Here is a 16000-nt window from a genome sequence, read left to right as displayed (position 1 = left end):
CCTGGTCACCCAGGCCGGCATCGCCCGCACCTTCCAGAACATCCGGCTGTTCGCCAACATGACCGTTCTGGAAAACGTGCTGGTCGGACACCGTCCGGACATACGGACGTACGGTTGCGTCGCCCCGCGCGGACCAGCGGCTCCCGTACCGGGTCTTGGGGGACTGCGGTGCGGCGCTGCACGTGGCGTGCGTATGGAGCGGGTGGTACGTGGTCGAGCGAACGGCCCCGGTGGTGCGGGTCGTGGAACAGCGGCTCAGTGAGCCACGACGCGTGCCATGGATCCGCGGCGCGGCTGCGCCGGAACGCCACGAGCGGGTTCCGCCGCCGCCCTGCCTCCGGGGGCGGCCTGACGGCCGGCCGGGGCCGGGCCGCGACGCGGCTGGGCCGCCGCGCCGTTCTGGACGTCCATCACGGCGTGCGCGACGAGACCGCCCATCGGGTCGTGCCTGATCAGATCCCGCAGCCGGGAGCGAGAGGATCGCCCCTCGTTCCCCGGATACAGGTGCTTGCCGAGGCCGACCGCGTGTGCCAGGGCGGCGAGCGCCGCGGTCCGCGGGTCCGGCGGTACGCCGGTGCGGATCGCGGAATCCAGCCGGGCCCTGATCTCCCGGCTGATGGCGTTGTCCGTCGCCTGGTAACGGGTCGTCGGCAACACTCCGCACATCTGTCCCGCCACGGCATGCACCATGCCGCACCGCTCCAGATGCGAGAGGTAGGTCTGGCGCAGCCCCAGCCGGGGCCCGCCGATCCAGTGGACGGCGCGTACGGGAGCGCCACGCCTTCGCAGCAACTCCAACGCGCAGTCCAGTGTCGGATCTCCAGTCGGCCGTGGTACGACCACGGCGATACGATCCCCGTCAGGGGCTATCCGTCCGGCCAGCGCCAGCTCCACTAGCTGTGCTCCGGCCAGACCGAGGTCGAGCGACTGCGGCTGTGCGGTGGTACCCGTGGCCGGGTCCAACGCCAGCAGCAGAAGCTCCTCCGGAAGTGTTCTGCGGCTCCTGCCCATCCATGCCTCCCCGCGTGGATGTACGACAGGGTGACCCCTCTCACATTGGTCTGTCGAGGGTGCGTGACCGGTTCGTGAGGGAACCAGTAGGTATGTCGTTCTCGTCTACCGCATGAGCTGAGGGCCGCGCACAGGACACTGGTACATGGTTCGGACAGCGGCACGGGGGTCGTACGGGCGCGGTGTCCGGGCGACGGCTCACGGTTCGAAAGACGCACGCGGGGCGTGCGGCGGCACATGGAGGAGGCATCGGTGGCGGGCGAGTCCCCCGACAGGTCGAAGAAGCGCGAGTCGTCGGCAGAACCGACGCCGGGGAGCGCGGGTCCGGTTCCGGAGCCCGCCGACACGTCGAGCGCCGACACCACTGAGCGCCGGGACCCCCGACTGGCGATGGCACGCGAGAACGCCGCACCGCAGGGACCGGCCACCGCGTCGCGCGGCGGCGTGGACACGGCGACGAGGGCGCTGTCGCGACACGACCTGGAGGCCGCGAGGACGAAGACCGGGTCGACGAAGACCGGGTCTGCGGGGGCGGCCACTGCGGGCGCCGGTGGCACTGCGGGCGCCGAGGGCGCGGGGGCCGGCGCTGAGGGCACTGATGCCGGTGCTGAGGGCACTGTGGCCGGGGGCGCGGAGGCGGCGGCCGGGGGTGCCGGGGCGGAGGCTGCGGGCGCCGAGGGCGCTGAGGCCGAGGGCACGGGGGCCGAGGCTGTCGGCGCCGGGGGCGCGGAGGTCGAGGGCGAGACGGTCGAGGACGCGGAGGCCGCCGGCGGAGGCGCGAAGGTCGTGGGTGCGGAGGCGGAAGCCGGGTCTGCGGGGACGGCGAGTGCGAGCGCCGAGGTTGTGGAGGCGGAGGCCGGTGACTCCGAGGGTTTGCGTGGCGCTGAGGTGGTGCAGGCGGAGGCCGGGGACTCGGACGGCTCGCGGCGCGCTGAGGTGACGGATGCCGGGGATGGGAGCGCCGGGGTGGCGAGGGCCGGGGGCTCGGAGGGCACTGAGGGCACTGAGGGCACTGAGGTGACGCAGGCCGAGGCCGTGGACTCCGTGGACTCCGAGGGCTCGCGGGGCGCTGACGTGGCGCAGGCCGAGACCGAGGCCGGGGACTCCGGTACCCGGGACGCTACTGCGGCGGACAGCGATGCCGGGAAGGCTGCGGCCGGAGAGGCCGGGGCCGTGGATGGCGGTGCCCGGGACTCCGGTGTGGTGGATGCCGACGCCGGCAATGTCGGTGTGGCGGAGGCCGAGGCTGGGAAGCCCGAGGCCGGGAACGCTGCAGCCGGGAAGCCCGAGGTCGGTGACGCCGCAGAGGCCGGGGCCGGGGACGCTGAGTCCCGGAGCGCCGGGGCCGGGAACGGCCGAGTGGCGGATGGCGAGAGGCCGCAGGGCGCCGAGGGCCAGGGCGGCGACGCCGCTGTTGCGGGTGATGATCGGCTGAAGGCGGCTGTGGCGGCTTGGGTCGCCTCGGCGGATGCCGACGACACCGCGGACGCGGACGCCAAGGCCGCCGACGCGCGCGACGCGGCGGACAGCGCCGAGGGCGATGCGGCACGCAACGCCGAGAAGGCCGACGGTGCCGCAGCTGGTGCGGCGACGAAGGAGCCCGCGACGGCTTCCGACTCCGACGCCGGCACGGTCGCCGAGGCGGCTCCGAAGGCCGACGCCGACGAACCCGCCGAGCCCGCCGCGAGCGGCACAGGCGAGCCCACCGAGCCTTCCGGTACCGACAGGGCCTCCACGCCCGCCACGCCCGCCAAGGACGCCGAGCGGGAGGGCCGCCGACCGGGGGCCCCTGCGCGCGACGCCGAACCGGCCGACGGCGAGGGCACCCCACAGGACCGCCCCGCCTCCGGTTCCGCGCCCGCCGACGCACCCGCGGCCTCCACGCCCGCCACCCCGCCCACCGACGGCGAGGACGCCCCCCAGGGGCCACCCGCGGGCGGCGACGAGAGCCGCACGGGTGGTGCGGGTGGGAAGGCCGAGGCCGACACCGAGGCCGACACCGACACCGAGGCCGAAGGAGGAGCCGGGGCCGTCGATCAGCCCACCGCCGTCTTCAAGGCCGTACGCCCCGCCGCCCCCACCCCCGCCGAGCCCCAGGTGGACCAGCCCACCACCATGCTGAAGGCCCCCACGCCCGAGGCCCCCTCCGAGCGCACCAGCAAGTTCGTCGCGCTCAAGCCGGACATCCGGCCGGACCGCCCTGACGTGTCGAGAGCCCCGCAGGGCACGGCCCCCGACGTCACCGCCGCCGTCCCCCAGGTCGGTCCCGAGCGGACCACCCAGCAGCCCCTGCCGCCCAAGCCCCCGCTCGACCTGCTCGCCGAGCTGACGAACACGCCGCCGCCCCCGGACACCCCCGTCCGGACGCTCGTCCGGCGCATCAAGATCTGGACCCCCCTGGTCCTGCTCCTGGTGATCATCTTTGCGATCGTGCAGGCCGTCCGACCCCTGCCCACCCCCACCCTCGCCCTCACCGCCGAGGAGTCGTACACCTTCGAGGGCAGCAAGGTGTCCCTGCCGTGGCCCGGCGAGGGCCAGGGCTGGATGGACGTCAACGGCATCGGCACGATGGGTGACTTCGGTGAGCAGAAGCCCGTCGCCATCGGCTCCGTCGCCAAGGCCATGACCGCGTACGTCGTCCTGAAGGACCACCCGATGAAGCCGGGCGAGGACGGCAAGAAGATCGAGGTCGACGCCCTCGCCGAGAAGGAGGGCGGTTACAACAAGGACGGCGAGTCCACCCTCGACACCGTCAAGGAGGGCGACATCCTCACCCAGCGCGAGGCGATCGCGGCCATCATGATCCCGTCCGCGAACAACATCGCCCGTCTGCTGGCCCGCTGGGACGCCGGTTCCGAGAAGGCGTTCATCCAGAAGATGAACGACACCGCCGAGGAACTCGGGATGAAGAACACGACGTACACCGACGCCTCCGGCCTGAAGGAGACCACCGTCTCCACCGCCGAGGACCAGGTGAAACTCGGCAACGAGCTCGTCAAGATCCCGGCGCTGACGGAGATCACGGCCATGGGGCAGTGGATCGATCCGTCCGGGAAGAAGCACTACAACTACAACTATCTCGTCCCCTACAACGGGGCCATCGGCATCAAGACGGGCACGACCACCGCGGCCGGCGGCAACCTCCTCTTCGCCGCCCGCAAGGAAGTCGGCGGAGAGACCGTCACCCTCGTCGGCGCCGTCCTCGGCCAGCACAAGGCGCCGATCATCCAGACCGTCAACGACGTCAGCAAGACCGCGATGCTCGCCGCCCAGGACGAGCTGACCTCGGCGAAGATCCTGAAGAAGGGCGACGTCGTCGGATACGTGGACGACGGACTCGGCGGCCGCACCCCGGTCGTCCTCACGCAGGACGTCACCGCCGTCGGCTGGTCCGGCTACCAGGTGAAGCTCTCCTTCGACGCCGACGACGTACCCCACACCGCGAAGGCCGGCACCAAGGTGGGCACGCTCACCGTCGGTGACGGCACGAGCGGCGCGGTCAAGGCGCCCGTGGCCCTCCGGACGGACCTGGCGGAACCCGGTTTCACCGACAAGCTGACCCGCCTCGGCTGACCCGCCGGCGGCCGAACCACACCCAGCACGCACCCCGTCCGGGGCAGCCGCCCGGCGGGGTGCGTGCTAGCGTCACGAAACGGGCAGGTCGTCCCTCACGAGGCGCGACCGGCAAACCCTTCGGGACAGGGCCGACAACACCGGGGGAACGGGACGCGGCCAGAACAGAAGACGGGACAGTACGGGGAGTGCCTCAGACGTGGCCACTGCGGAGCCGACACGCGCCGACGACGCCGATCCGGGACGGGGAGCCGGTCCGCGAATACGCGTACCCGCGCCACGCCAGGGAGACGATGAGGAGCGCCCGGCGGACAGACCGCCGTCGCGGCTGACCACCGCCGTCCTCGCCCTGCGTGAGCGTCTGCTGCGGCATCCGGTGCTGTCGATCACGGCCCTGGCCGGACTCCTGCACGTCGTCTGGTTCTTCACGTTCGCAAGCAGCGGAGGCGACCTCGCGGCCCAGGACGCCTGGGCCGAGTTCGTCGGCCGGCATCCGGACTCGGCGTACAACCTCGCCTGGTACGGCGGGATGCACCCGGTGTCGTACAGCGTGGTGTCGCCGTATCTGATGTCGGTCCTCGGTGTCCGTACGACGATGATGATCGCGGGGACCGTCTCCGCGGGTCTGCTGACGCTGATCCTGCTGCGCAGCCGTGCCGTGAAGAACCCGCTGTGGGCGGCGCTGGCCGGTGTCTTCGGGCTGACGTGCAACGCGATCTCCGGGCGCGTGACCTTCGGCCTGGGCATGATGTTCGCGCTGGGCGCGGTCGCCGTCGTGTTCTGCTGGCCGTACCGCTGGCGCTACAAGCGGTGGGCGAAGGCGCTGTGCGCGGCCCCGCTGGCCGCGCTCGCCACCATGTCCTCGCCGGTCGCGGGGCTGTTCGTCGGCTTCGTGGCGGTGGCGCTGTTCCTCCAGAAGCGGCGGCCGGGCGCCTGGGCGCTGGGACTCGCGCCGACCGCCGTCGTGGCCATGTCCGCCTGGCTGTTCCCCTTCTCCGGCACGCAGCCGATGGTCATCGGCTCGGTGCTCCTGCCGCTGCTGATCTCCGTCGTCACCTTCGTGCTCGTGCCCCAGGAGTGGAAGACGGTCCGGCTGGTGTCCGCGGTGTACGGCCTCTCCGTCGTCCTGGTCTGGGTGATCAGCTCGCAGATCGGCTCCAACATCACGCGCCTGGCGATGCTGTTCGGCGGGATGATCCTCGTGGCCGCGCTGCCCTTCACGGTGCCGCGCTCGCGCAAGTGGTACGCGGGCGTGCTGGCCCTGCTCACCTTCGGCGGCTGGATCGGCTACAAGACGGTCGACGACATCATCCACGCCCGCCCGGACGCGGCCTGGGCGCGCGAGCTGGCGCCGCTGGTCAACGAGCTCCAGGAGGTCGGCGCCCGCAAGGGCCGCGTCGAGGTGGTCCCGGCCCGCTCCCACCGCGAGGCCGCCGCTCTCGCCCCGTACTTCAATCTGGCCCGGGGCTGGAACCGCCAGGCAGACCTGGAGCGCAACCAGCTGTTCTACGACGACACCCTCAACTCCGCGAACTATCACGAGTGGCTCAAGCGCTGGGCCGTGCACTTCGTGGTCCTTCCCAAGGACGAGCCGGACGCCTCGGGAGCCAGGCGGGAGCGGGACCTGGTGCAGCGCGGCATGCCCTACCTCACGCAGGTGTGGGGGGACGCCAACTGGCAGCTGTTCAAGGTGACCGACCCGGCGCCGCTCGCCGAGCCGCACGCCGTCGTCGAGCGGGCCGAGCAGGGCGAGATGACGATGCGGGTGAGCAAACCGGGCCGCGTCCTCATCCGCATCCCGTACTCGCCCTGGCTGAGCATCGTCGACGCCGACGGCAAGAAGCTCGAACCGCCGACGGAGACGGAGGCGTCCCGGAGCCGCCCCGACGGCGAGCCGAAGTCGTACGACAACGTCAACGGCTGCCTGATGGAGACGGCGGAGGACGCGCACGGCGACCAGTGGACGATGCTGGTGGCCCCGAAGGCGGGGACGTACCGCCTGGCGGCGCCGTACGACGTGCCGCGCGGGACGCCCTGCCCGGAGGAGTGGTGGCCGCAGCAGTGACGACGCGGCCGGCGCCGCCGCGCGAGGTCCGCCGCGGTGGCGCCGACCGCCGTCACCGGTCCGGTCGCCTCACTTCAACCGGTCCGGTCGCCTCACCGCACCGGAAACGCCACGTCACACACCGGGTCCTCGGCCCCCGCCGCGTCCCAGTCCGCGAAGTAGATCTCGCGGCACGGGCCCGCCTGCCACAGCCCCTGCTTCGGGATCCACTCCTCCACCGCCTCGAAGGCGGACAGGATCTGCGGATGAGCCACCTGCGCCTTGGTGATCCGGGTGTAGGCGAGCCGGTGGGCCGGTTCGACGCGTACCTTCGTCTCCCACGTCCGGCCGTGCTTCTCGACCCAGGCACGGGCCGCCGCCTCGTCGGCCACCGGGACGCAGGACTCGGCCGGTCCGTCACTCTCCAGGGACACATCGGAGTGGTACACGACGAACGGCGCCGCCGTGCTGCCGCCGCACTCCTTCGCCGCCGTCTCCAGGCGTCCCAGTGACGCGCCGATCCACGCCGGCAGCTCGCCCGCCAGCACGTGCCGGATCTCGGTGATCAGCACCTGCTCGGGCACGTCCACCGTCTCGACCACGAACTTCCCGTACATCTCGGAGCTCCTCCCCGACAGTCGTCCACGGAGGTACTCGGCGAGCGTCCGCTGCCCCGCCACCCGCGCCTCGACGTCCGCCCAGTACGCGGTGAGCCGGTCGGCCGCCGAGGCGCCGTCCGGTGCGTCGAGGATCTCCGCGACCCGCGCGAGCGGCATGTCCAACTGGCGCAGGAGCGCCACGAGCCGGGCCCGTTCGATCTGCTCGGCCCGGTAGTAGCGGTAACCGCTGAGCTCGTCGACGTGCGCGGGGGCCAGCAGCCCCAGGCGGTCGTACAGCCGCAGCGCCTTGGCCGACAGCCTGGCCCGCGCGGCGAACGCGCCGATGGTGAGCAGCTCTTGGTCCGGAACCTTCACCTTGTCATCCTCCGTCACCGGGCGGATCTTCCGCCCGATGCGAAGGACGTTCGGCCCTGCCCCAGGGGCAAGGTCAACCAGGGCGGGAGGTCTCTAGGCCAGCGCGCGCTCCACCGCCGCCACCAGCTCCGCCGCCTCCGGCTCGGTCTGCGGCGAGAAGCGGGCGACGACCTCGCCGTCCCGGCCGATCAGGAACTTCTCGAAGTTCCAGCGGATGTCGCCGCTGTGCCCCTCGGCGTCCGCGAAGCCGACGAGCCGCTCGTACAGCGCGTGCCGGCCCTCGCCGTTCACCTCGACCTTCTCGGTCATCGGGAAGGTCACGCCGTAGGTCGCCGAGCAGAACTCGGCGATCTCCTCGGCGCTGCCGGGCTCCTGGCCGAGGAACTGGTTGCAGGGCACGCCGAGCACGGTGAAGCCGCGCTCCGCGTACTGCTCCTGGAGCTTCTCCAGGCCCGTGTACTGAGGGGTCAGGCCGCATTTGGAGGCCACGTTCACGACGAGCACGGCCTTGCCGGCGTACTGGGAGAGGTCGGCGGGACCGCCCTGGAGGGCGCCGATCTCGACGTCGAGGGGCGAAGCGTTGGTGTCAGCAGTCATGAGCGGATGCTAGCTCCGTCGGCCGCCGCCCCCGTGGCCCGGCCCGGTCCCGCCGCCTTCACCAGCACCTCCCCGGCCGCCGTGCGCGAGTACAGCACCGACCGCCCCGCCCGCCGCCGCTCCACCAGCCCCGCGTCCAGCAGGATCCGCAGATGCCTGCCCACCGAGCCCAGCGTCTGCCCGGTGACGGCGACCAACTGGGTCGTGCTCAGCGGAGAGCCGAGGAGGACGAGCACCGCGGCCCGGGCGGCGCCGAGCAGCGCGCCGAGGCTCGCGGGCACGGTCCGGGCGCCGGGGTCGGCGAGCGCCCCCGCGCACGGGTAGACCAGGGCGTAACGGTCCGGCTCCTCCCAGGACACCCAGCCGCCCTTCGGCGTGACCGGCACGAAGACGAGGTCGGCGCCGGATATCTCACGAGGCGGATACTCGTGCAGGTTCACCTGGAGCCGGTTGTCGCCGAGCCAGCGGGTGCGCCCGGGGCGCAAGGAGTCCACCACGGCCGCCCAGCCGCCCCGGTTCACCTGCGCGGTCCGGGCCACCACATCCGCCTCCAGTACGCGCCGGCGCCGGTCCCAGTCCGGGCGTACGGCTTCCTTCCAGACGTGTTCCAGGAGCGCGGCGGCGCGTTCGGGGAGGTCGTCCCGGTCCAGTACGGCGGGCAGGGGGCCGGCGAGGGAGACGGTCAGGTGGGCGCGTGCCCGGCGGGGGTCGGCGGCGCGCACGCGTGCGACCCCCTCCTCGAAGGTCTCGCGGTCCCTCGGGACCGGGGTGAGGAAGTCGGCGATCCAGTCCTTCCCGAGCCCGGCGCCCACGAGGCGCGCGGTCACCGGGTCGGCGGCCAGCCGGGCGCGGTAGCCGGGCAGCCGGGCGTCGAGCCAGGCACGCTCACCGGGGTGCGCGGCGGCTCCGGAGTGCAGCAGCTTCAGCGCGGCGAAGGTCTCCGCGAGCGGGGAGATGACGAACCGGCTTCCGGCGAGGGTATCGGCGTTGATCTGCCACCAGCCCAACGGTCACCGCCGCCCTTCGCTCGCTGCGAAGGTGCGCGGGCAACGGCCACCGCCACCTTTCGCGTCTCCGCGAAACAATAACGGCCCCTTTCGCGGGCGTCGGAGACTCCGCGCATGCGCAGCTACCAACGCCTGTTCCGCACACCCGAGTTCACGCCCCTGTTCCTCGCCTCCGCCCTCCAGACGGCCGCGTCGACCGTCGGCGGTCTGGCCATCGGCACGCTGGTCTACGCCGCGACCGAGTCGCCGCTGCTGTCGGCGGTCAGCATGTTCTGCCCGCAGCTGGCCCAGGTGGTGGGGGCGACGACCCTGCTCTCGGCGTCGGACCGGCTCGCCCCTCGCGCGGCTCTGACCGGCATCTCGGTGGCGTACGCGCTCGGTACGGCGGCGATGGCGACGCCGGGCGCGCCGATCGGGGCGCTGCTGTTCCTGACCCTGCTGCTCGGGCTGATCGCCTCGCTCGGCGGCGGGGTCCGCTGGGGGCTGCTGAACGAGGTCCTCACCAAGGACGGCTATCTGCTGGGCCGCTCGGTGTTCAACATGATGAACGGCCTGACGCAGATCGCCGGTTACGCGACGGGCGGCGCGCTGGTCGTCCTGCTGTCCCCGCGGACGACGTTGCTCGTCTCCTCGGCGCTGTACGCGGCGGCCGCCCTGGTCACCCGCCTCGGCCTGACCCGCCGTGCCGCACGCGCCGCGGGCCGCCCCTCCGTCTCCGCCACCTGGCGCACCAACGCCCTGCTGTGGTCCTCCCGCCCCCGCCGCCACCTCTACCTGGCCCTGTGGATCCCCAACGGCCTGGTCGTCGGCTGCGAGTCCCTGTACGTGTCGTACGCCCCGCACGCCGCGGGCACCCTGTTCGCCTGTGCGGCGCTGGGCATGTTCGTCGGCGACGTGACGGTGGGCCGCCTGCTGCCACCGGCGCTGCGCACCCGCCTCGGCGTACCCCTGCTGTTGCTGCTGGCCGCCCCGTACCTGCTGTTCGTCCTGCGCCCGGCCGTGCCGCTCGCGGCCGCGGCCGTCGCCGTGGCCTCGGTCGGCTTCGGGGCGAGCCTGGTGCAGCAGGAGCGGCTGATGGCGGTGACTCCCGACGAACTCAGCGGTCACGCCCTGGGGCTGCACTCGGCCGGCATGCTCACGATGCAGGGAGTGAGCGCGGCGCTGGCGGGCGCCGTCGCCCAACTGACCTCCCCGGCCACGGGGATGACGGTGATGGCGGCCGCCTCGATCGTGGTGACCCTGGCCCTGACGGCAGCGAGCCGGCGCGACGCGGAGGAGGGCGGGCTGGTGGTGACGGGGCGGGGGTGAGCCGCCCTACCCGGTGTCGGTGTCCGTGTCGGCGTCGGCGTCGGTGTCGGTGAAGGAGGTATCTGGACCAGTGACGGGATGGCCAGAACATTACGGTGTGTGAGGCGTGTCTGCGCCAACTCTTACGCCAACTCCCCTAGCACCAGGGGTAGTTCGCTTAGGTTGGTTGCTGTTTTGATCATCAGCGCCGACCCGCAGGAGGCCCCACCGTGCCCGACCCCGACACCACCAAGCCGCACTCGGCCCGCTTCTGGAACTACTTCGTCGGCGGGGAGGACCACTACGAGGCCGACCGGCAGATCGGGGACGAGATCAAGGAGATCTTCCCCGGCCTCGTCGACGTGGCCGTCGCCGGCCGCCAGTTCCTGGGGCGTGCCGTACGCCATCTGGCCGGCGAGGCGGGCATACGGCAGTTCCTGGACGTCGGCACCGGACTGCCGACCGCCGACAACACACACCAAGTGGCCCAGCGCGTGGCCCCGGACGCCCGGATCGTGTACGTCGACAACGACCCCGTCGTCCTGGCCCACGCGAGCGCGCTGCTCACCAGCACCCCCGAGGGCAGAACCACGTACCTGGACGCCGACCTGTACGCCCCCGAGGCCGTCCTGGAGGCCGCCGCGGACACGCTCGACCTGTCCCGTCCGGTCGCCCTGGTGATCCTCAACACCCTCGGCCACGTCGCCGACTACGACCAGGCCCGCGACCTGGTACGCCGCCTCCTGGCCGGCCTCCCCTCGGGCAGCCACCTGGTCATCAGCGACAGCACGGCCACCAGCGAGGGCATGATCGCCGCGTCGGAGGCATACAACGCGAGCGGCGCCGTGCCGTACCACGTGCGCAGCATCGGTGAGATCGCCGGTTTCTTCGACGGCCTCGACCTGGTGGACCCCGGCATCGTCCAGGTCCCGGAGTGGCGCCCCGACGTGCACGGCCCGGCCGATCCGGCGACGGCCGCCGTCGACGCGTACTGCGGGGTGGGCCGCAAGCCGTGAGGACGGGCCGGTGGCCCTGGCACCTCCGGAGTCATGCTGGGCGGCCGTCGCCCGGCCTTGGTCAGGACTGCCGGATCGCGGTGACGTCGAACTCCAGCGTCACCTTCTCACCGACCATGACTCCGCCCCAGCTGATGCCCCAGTCCTTGCGGTTGATGGTCGCCTCGCCCACGAAGCAGACCCGGACGGTGCCCCGTGGACCGCTCTCGGCGCCGGTCAGCTCGAAGGTCACGGTGACCGGCTTGGTCACGCCGCGGACGGTCAGGTCACCGGTGACCTTGAAGTTCGTCTCGTCGATCTGCTCCACCCGGGTCGAGGCGAAGGCGATGGCCGGGTGGTCGTCCGTGGCCAGGAAGTCGTCGCCGCGCAGATGGTCGTCGCGCTTCGGGTTGCGGGTCTGGACGCTGCTCGCCCGGATCGTGACCCGGGCGGTGGATTTCGACGGGGCGTCGCCGTCCAGACGCGCGCTGCCCTCGAAGCCGTCGAACCGCCCGCGCACCTTCGTGACCATGAGGGCCCGCGCGGTGAAGCCGATTCGCGTGCGGTCGGTGTCGAGGACGTAGTCGCCGGTCAGTTCGCCGAGCCTGGTCGTGGTCGTCATGCTGGGTCGCTCCTGGATCGGAAAGAAGACATCGGAAGAAGAAGATCGGAAGGAAAAGATCGGAAAGAGGAGAGATGAAGGCCGCCTCCATGCGCTGCGCTTCCTCCCCGCAGTACGACGACACGGCCCTTCGGAATGTGAGGTGGCGCCGCCGCCCTCACACTTCGGTGCGCTGTTTCGTCGAACCGGTGAGGGCACCTATGACCAAGGGAGTCGTCCACACCATGACCACCCCATCCGAGCCAGGAGACAGCAGGCTCGATCCGGGCCTGAGCGCGATCATGAGCGAGCGGCATCAGCTGATCAATCTCGCGTACCGGCTCCTCGGCTCGCTCGCCGAGGCCGAGGACGCCGTACAAGAGACCTACGCCCGCTGGTACGCGATGTCCCCCCAGCGGCGGGGCGGCATCGAGTCCCCCGGTGGCTGGCTGACGACCGTCGCCAGTCGCATCTGCCTGGACCTGCTCGGCTCGGCACGGGCCAGGCGGGAGCGCTACGTCGGTGAATGGATCCCGGAGCCGCTGCCCGGCCGTACGGAGTGGACCAGCGTCAGCGGGCGGTGGGGTGGCGCCACGGCCGACCCGGCCGACCCGGCCGACCGGGTCACCCTCGACGAGTCGGTCAACATGGCCTTCCTCGTCGTACTCGACTCGATGACCCCGGCCGAGCGCGTCGCGTTCGTCCTGCACGACGTCTTCCGCTACTCCTTCGCCGAAGTGGCCGAGATCGTCGGCCGTACGCCGGCGGCCTGCCGCCAACTGGCCTCATCGGCCCGCCGCCGTATGCGTGCCTCGCGGCTTCCCGCGACCCCGGCAGCCCAGCGCGCCGACATCGTCACAGCCTTCAAGCGGGCATGGGAGGCCAAGGACATCGACGCCCTCATCGGCCTGCTGGCCCCCGACGCCACGGCGACCGGTGACGGCGGCGGACTCGTCACGGCCGAACTCCGCCCGGTCGAAGGCGCCGAGCAGATCGCGCGCTTCTTCACCGAACGGGCCACAGCGGTACCCGACGTGGCGCTCCTGGAGTGCATGGTCAACGGTCAGCCCGGCCTGGTGGCCCAGCGGGACGGCATCACCGTGTCGGTGCTGGCGTTCGACGTGGCGGGCGACCGGATCACGCGCGTCTGGGCCGTACTCAACCCCGACAAGCTCCGGCTTTGGACGGCCGTCTGACACACACCCTCGGTGTGCGGGGGAGGCGTCGAAACAACCACGTGGTGAACCGTTGGCCAACGCCGTACGCTCCCCTCTGATCAATCACATCTGATCAAACAAGGACTCCGTGGGGGGACATTCATGCGCACAACCCTGCGCCTTGGCGTGCTCGGCACCAGCGTCGCGCTGGTCGCCACCGCCATCGGCGCCACCTCCGCCCAGGCGGCGGACGGCGGCTCGGGCGACATCACGATCGACAAGGTCGTCGTCAACGGCGGCAAGCCGGTCGTGGTGGGCACCACCAACGTGGTGTCCGCCAAGGTCTCCGTGACCGCGTCGGACGATTCGGGCATCGCCGAGACCACGTACATCAGCGCCTTCGGCCCGAACCCGAACTACGCGCAGATCTGGTACGACGACGGCGACATCACCTGCGTCAAGGCGAGCGCCACCACGTCGACCTGCACGGGCACGCTGACCTTCGACCCGCAGGCCTCGACCGGCTTCGTCGACAACGGCGCGGCGGCCACCTGGAACCTCGCCACCCTGGTCTCCGCCAACGACCACGACTACATCCACCGGGACGCGGCCACCACGTTCAGGGTGCAGCGCTACTCCAAGCTGACGGTCAACGCCTCGCCGGAGCCGGTGACGAAGGGCAGGACCATCACCGTCACCGGCAAGCTCTCCCGGGCCAACTGGGAGGACAACCAGTACCACGGCTACGTCAGCCAGCCGGTGAAGCTGCAGTTCCGCAAGAAGGGCAGCAACACCTACAGCACGGTGAAGACCATCAAGACGAACTCGACGGGCAACCTGAAGACCACGGTCACCGCGTCGACCGACGGCTACTTCCGCTACAGCTTCGCGGGCACGGCGACCACCCCGGCGGTCAACGCGACCGGCGACTTCGTCGACGTGCGGTAGCCACGCACCGAGAGCGTTTCTGACAGCTGACGCGCAGGGGCGCCGCCCTCACCGGGGCGGCGCCCCCTCCTGCACGCTGATCGAGTTCGTCAGGGAGTTCGAGCGCCGCCGCCGCGCCAAGAAGACCGCCGCCACGACTGAGATCGCCAGGAAGATCAGGGCGCCCCCGCCCGAAATCGCCGCCAGCAGGGCTGCCCCGCCGCCCCCGACATCCTCTTCGCGGGCGACCACCTGTGGATCGTCCGCCTTGTAGCGGACGGTCAGCCGAGTGCCGGCAGAGTTCTTGCCGCCACCGCTGCCCACCGGCAGATCCGCCACCACGGTGCGCCCCTCCGCCACGAACCTGACCTGGCATTGACCCGCCATGCACGCGCCGCTCGTATGCAACGTCGCCCGAGCCCGCTCGCCGTCTTGAAGGGACCGCAGATGCTGGGCCGCCGGAAACATCACCAGCGTCGACAACGCGCCCAGCGACAGCGCGAGCACCAGCGCCATGAGCAGGGACGTGCACGGCCCCAAGCCACCTACGGCCGTGTGCTGCCGGCGCGCACTGGAGGCGCCCGCGTCCGTTGATATGCCGTCCAGGCCCTTGACCATCCCTTTCGGGTCGTGTCGAAGCGGTGCACCGGTCTCACCCATGGACCGCGCCTCGTATCCGTGTTGCCGAGCAGGGTAAACAGCGCGACGGGTCGACATCATGTGCTGATGCCGGCATGCCGGGCCGGGCTTGGCTGCCTGCTGTCGGCAACGAACCGTGAAGCGGACGCCGTCGGCGGTCAGCCGGGCGCGGACCTTGCCAACCTCCCTCGACCTGCCCCTTCGGGCAGCACCCCCTCGCTCAATTCGCAGAATTCTCCGAATGCTGCTTTCCCTTGACTTGCTTCCGTTGGGTGCGTTAGCCTTGGCTGGTCGAAACCGACAAGTAAGGGGGAGGGCATGAGTCCGACCATTGAGGTCGATGCACAGACCTATCGCTCCATCGAGTTCGCCGCGCGTATGGGCAACACCACTGCGGGCGAGGTCGTTGCTCGGCTCGTGAGAAACGCAAGCGTGCCGTCCGCTGCGCCGGCCGTCACGAGCGAGGAGGACACGGAGACGGAGCGCAAGGTCGGCGTGTACGTCGACTATGAAGGTCACCGCACCCGTGGCAGCTATGACCGGGACACGAAGCGGATCGACATCACATCGGGGCCGCTTGCCGGGCGAAGCTTCAAGACACCTACCGGGGCGGCCCGGGCGGTGGTGGCGCACTACAAGCCGGACGTCAATCCGAACCGCAACGGCTGGTCGTTCTGGGTGCTCGATGACGGATCCGGCGAGTTCCTGCAGAGCATCCGGTACTCGACATGAGTTCGTGGCGGGAGATCTGTTGTGCGCCTTCCCGTCCGTATGAGGGTGGGCCGCGCGGGGCGGCGACGCGCACGTAGTGGCACGCGCGTGGCACGGCGTCTGAAACGGTGAAGGGCCACCTCAAGAGGAAACGCCTCTTGAGGTGGCCCGTGGTCCTTCCCTCTGCGCCTTCGCAGGAGGGCCGTCCCGGCAAGGCGTCAGTCGCTCATGCGGCGGGCTGGAGGCGGTGCTTGGGCGGGGCCGGGCGGTCGTGTCTCGCGGGAGGCCGAACCGGCCGTACCCTTCATGGTGTCTACGGCGTCACATAGCGGGCGCCACACACTGGAGGCAATACCCCGTGCTGATCGCTCAGCGTCCCTCATTGACCGAAGAGGTCGTCGACGAGTTCCGTTCCCGGTTCGTGATCGAGCCGTTGGAGCCGGGCTTCGGTTACACCCTCGGCAACTCCCTGCGTCG

General features: G+C 71.3%; 13 protein-coding genes and 2 pseudogenes. 9 read left to right on the top strand and 6 right to left on the bottom strand.

Annotation, left to right across the window (positions count from 1 at the left end; genetic code table 11):
* Positions 1-88: pseudogene (locus ABZ078_RS42450) on the top strand (ABC transporter ATP-binding protein); the annotation flags it as partial.
* Positions 89-255: 167 nt separating this feature from the next.
* On the opposite strand, the gene ABZ078_RS42445 reads toward ABZ078_RS42450, so the two are convergent.
* A complete protein-coding gene (locus ABZ078_RS42445) occupies positions 256-1011 on the bottom strand; it encodes a GPP34 family phosphoprotein (protein ID WP_356583889.1) in 756 nt (251 codons plus the stop codon).
* Positions 1012-1263: 252 nt separating this feature from the next.
* Here ABZ078_RS42445 and ABZ078_RS42440 point away from each other — a divergent pair, with 252 nt between their 5' ends.
* The gene (locus tag ABZ078_RS42440; protein ID WP_356583888.1) at positions 1264-4584 is read left to right on the top strand and encodes a D-alanyl-D-alanine carboxypeptidase; all 3321 of its coding nucleotides are present in this window, start codon (positions 1264-1266) and stop codon (positions 4582-4584) included.
* A 199-nt stretch (positions 4585-4783) separates the two neighbouring features.
* Positions 4784-6649, top strand: a complete 1866-nt coding sequence (locus tag ABZ078_RS42435; RefSeq protein WP_356583887.1) for an MFS transporter — start codon at positions 4784-4786, stop codon at positions 6647-6649.
* 92 nt (positions 6650-6741) lie between these two features.
* Here ABZ078_RS42435 and ABZ078_RS42430 read toward each other — a convergent pair whose 3' ends face one another.
* The 3 genes from ABZ078_RS42430 to ABZ078_RS42420 all read right to left on the bottom strand — a co-directional run bounded on the left by ABZ078_RS42430 (position 6742) and on the right by ABZ078_RS42420 (position 9206).
* A complete protein-coding gene (locus ABZ078_RS42430; protein WP_356583886.1) occupies positions 6742-7620 on the bottom strand; it encodes a MerR family transcriptional regulator in 879 nt (292 codons plus the stop codon).
* A 75-nt stretch (positions 7621-7695) separates the two neighbouring features.
* Positions 7696-8199, bottom strand: coding sequence for a glutathione peroxidase (locus tag ABZ078_RS42425; protein ID WP_356583885.1), 504 nt, complete (start codon positions 8197-8199; stop codon positions 7696-7698).
* Complete coding sequence (locus ABZ078_RS42420) at positions 8196-9206, bottom strand: ArsR family transcriptional regulator (protein ID WP_356583884.1); 1011 nt, start codon at positions 9204-9206, stop codon at positions 8196-8198. Before ABZ078_RS42420 ends, ABZ078_RS42425 begins: the two co-directional genes overlap by 4 nt.
* 114 nt (positions 9207-9320) lie before the next feature.
* Here ABZ078_RS42420 and ABZ078_RS42415 point away from each other — a divergent pair, with 114 nt between their 5' ends.
* On the top strand, positions 9321-10514 hold the full coding sequence (locus ABZ078_RS42415; protein ID WP_356583883.1) for an MFS transporter: 1194 nt from the start codon (positions 9321-9323) through the stop codon (positions 10512-10514).
* Between the two features lie 209 nt (positions 10515-10723).
* On the top strand, positions 10724-11509 hold the full coding sequence (locus ABZ078_RS42410; RefSeq protein WP_356583882.1) for an SAM-dependent methyltransferase: 786 nt from the start codon (positions 10724-10726) through the stop codon (positions 11507-11509).
* Positions 11510-11570: 61 nt separating this feature from the next.
* On the opposite strand, the gene ABZ078_RS42405 is transcribed toward ABZ078_RS42410, so the two are convergent.
* On the bottom strand, positions 11571-12110 hold the full coding sequence (locus ABZ078_RS42405; protein WP_356583881.1) for a YceI family protein: 540 nt from the start codon (positions 12108-12110) through the stop codon (positions 11571-11573).
* A gap of 224 nt (positions 12111-12334) precedes the next feature.
* On the opposite strand from ABZ078_RS42405, the gene sigJ reads away from it, so the two are divergent.
* Together sigJ and ABZ078_RS42395 are read left to right on the top strand one after the other, a co-directional pair.
* Positions 12335-13285, top strand: a complete 951-nt coding sequence (sigJ, locus tag ABZ078_RS42400; RefSeq protein ID WP_356583880.1) for an RNA polymerase sigma factor SigJ — start codon at positions 12335-12337, stop codon at positions 13283-13285.
* 123 nt (positions 13286-13408) lie between these two features.
* Complete coding sequence (locus ABZ078_RS42395; protein WP_356583879.1) at positions 13409-14194, top strand: calcium-binding protein; 786 nt, start codon at positions 13409-13411, stop codon at positions 14192-14194.
* A 48-nt stretch (positions 14195-14242) separates the two neighbouring features.
* Here the strand turns inward: ABZ078_RS42395 and ABZ078_RS42390 are convergent, their stop codons facing one another.
* Entirely contained in the window at positions 14243-14833 is a 591-nt protein-coding gene (locus ABZ078_RS42390) for a DUF3592 domain-containing protein (protein ID WP_356583878.1), read from the bottom strand.
* A 297-nt stretch (positions 14834-15130) separates the two neighbouring features.
* Between ABZ078_RS42390 and ABZ078_RS42385 the strand changes: the two genes are divergently transcribed.
* Both ABZ078_RS42385 and ABZ078_RS42380 read left to right on the top strand, forming a co-directional pair.
* Positions 15131-15544 carry a hypothetical protein gene (locus ABZ078_RS42385; RefSeq protein ID WP_356583877.1) on the top strand — a complete coding sequence of 138 codons (414 nt, stop codon included), beginning with the start codon at positions 15131-15133 and terminating at the stop codon, positions 15542-15544.
* A 337-nt stretch (positions 15545-15881) separates the two neighbouring features.
* Positions 15882-16000: pseudogene (locus ABZ078_RS42380) on the top strand (DNA-directed RNA polymerase subunit alpha); the annotation flags it as partial.

Source organism: Streptomyces sp. NPDC006385 (assembly GCF_040612485.1).
Taxonomy (GTDB): Bacteria; Actinomycetota; Actinomycetes; order Streptomycetales; family Streptomycetaceae; genus Streptomyces.
This window is presented reverse-complemented; position numbering and strand designations above follow the sequence as displayed.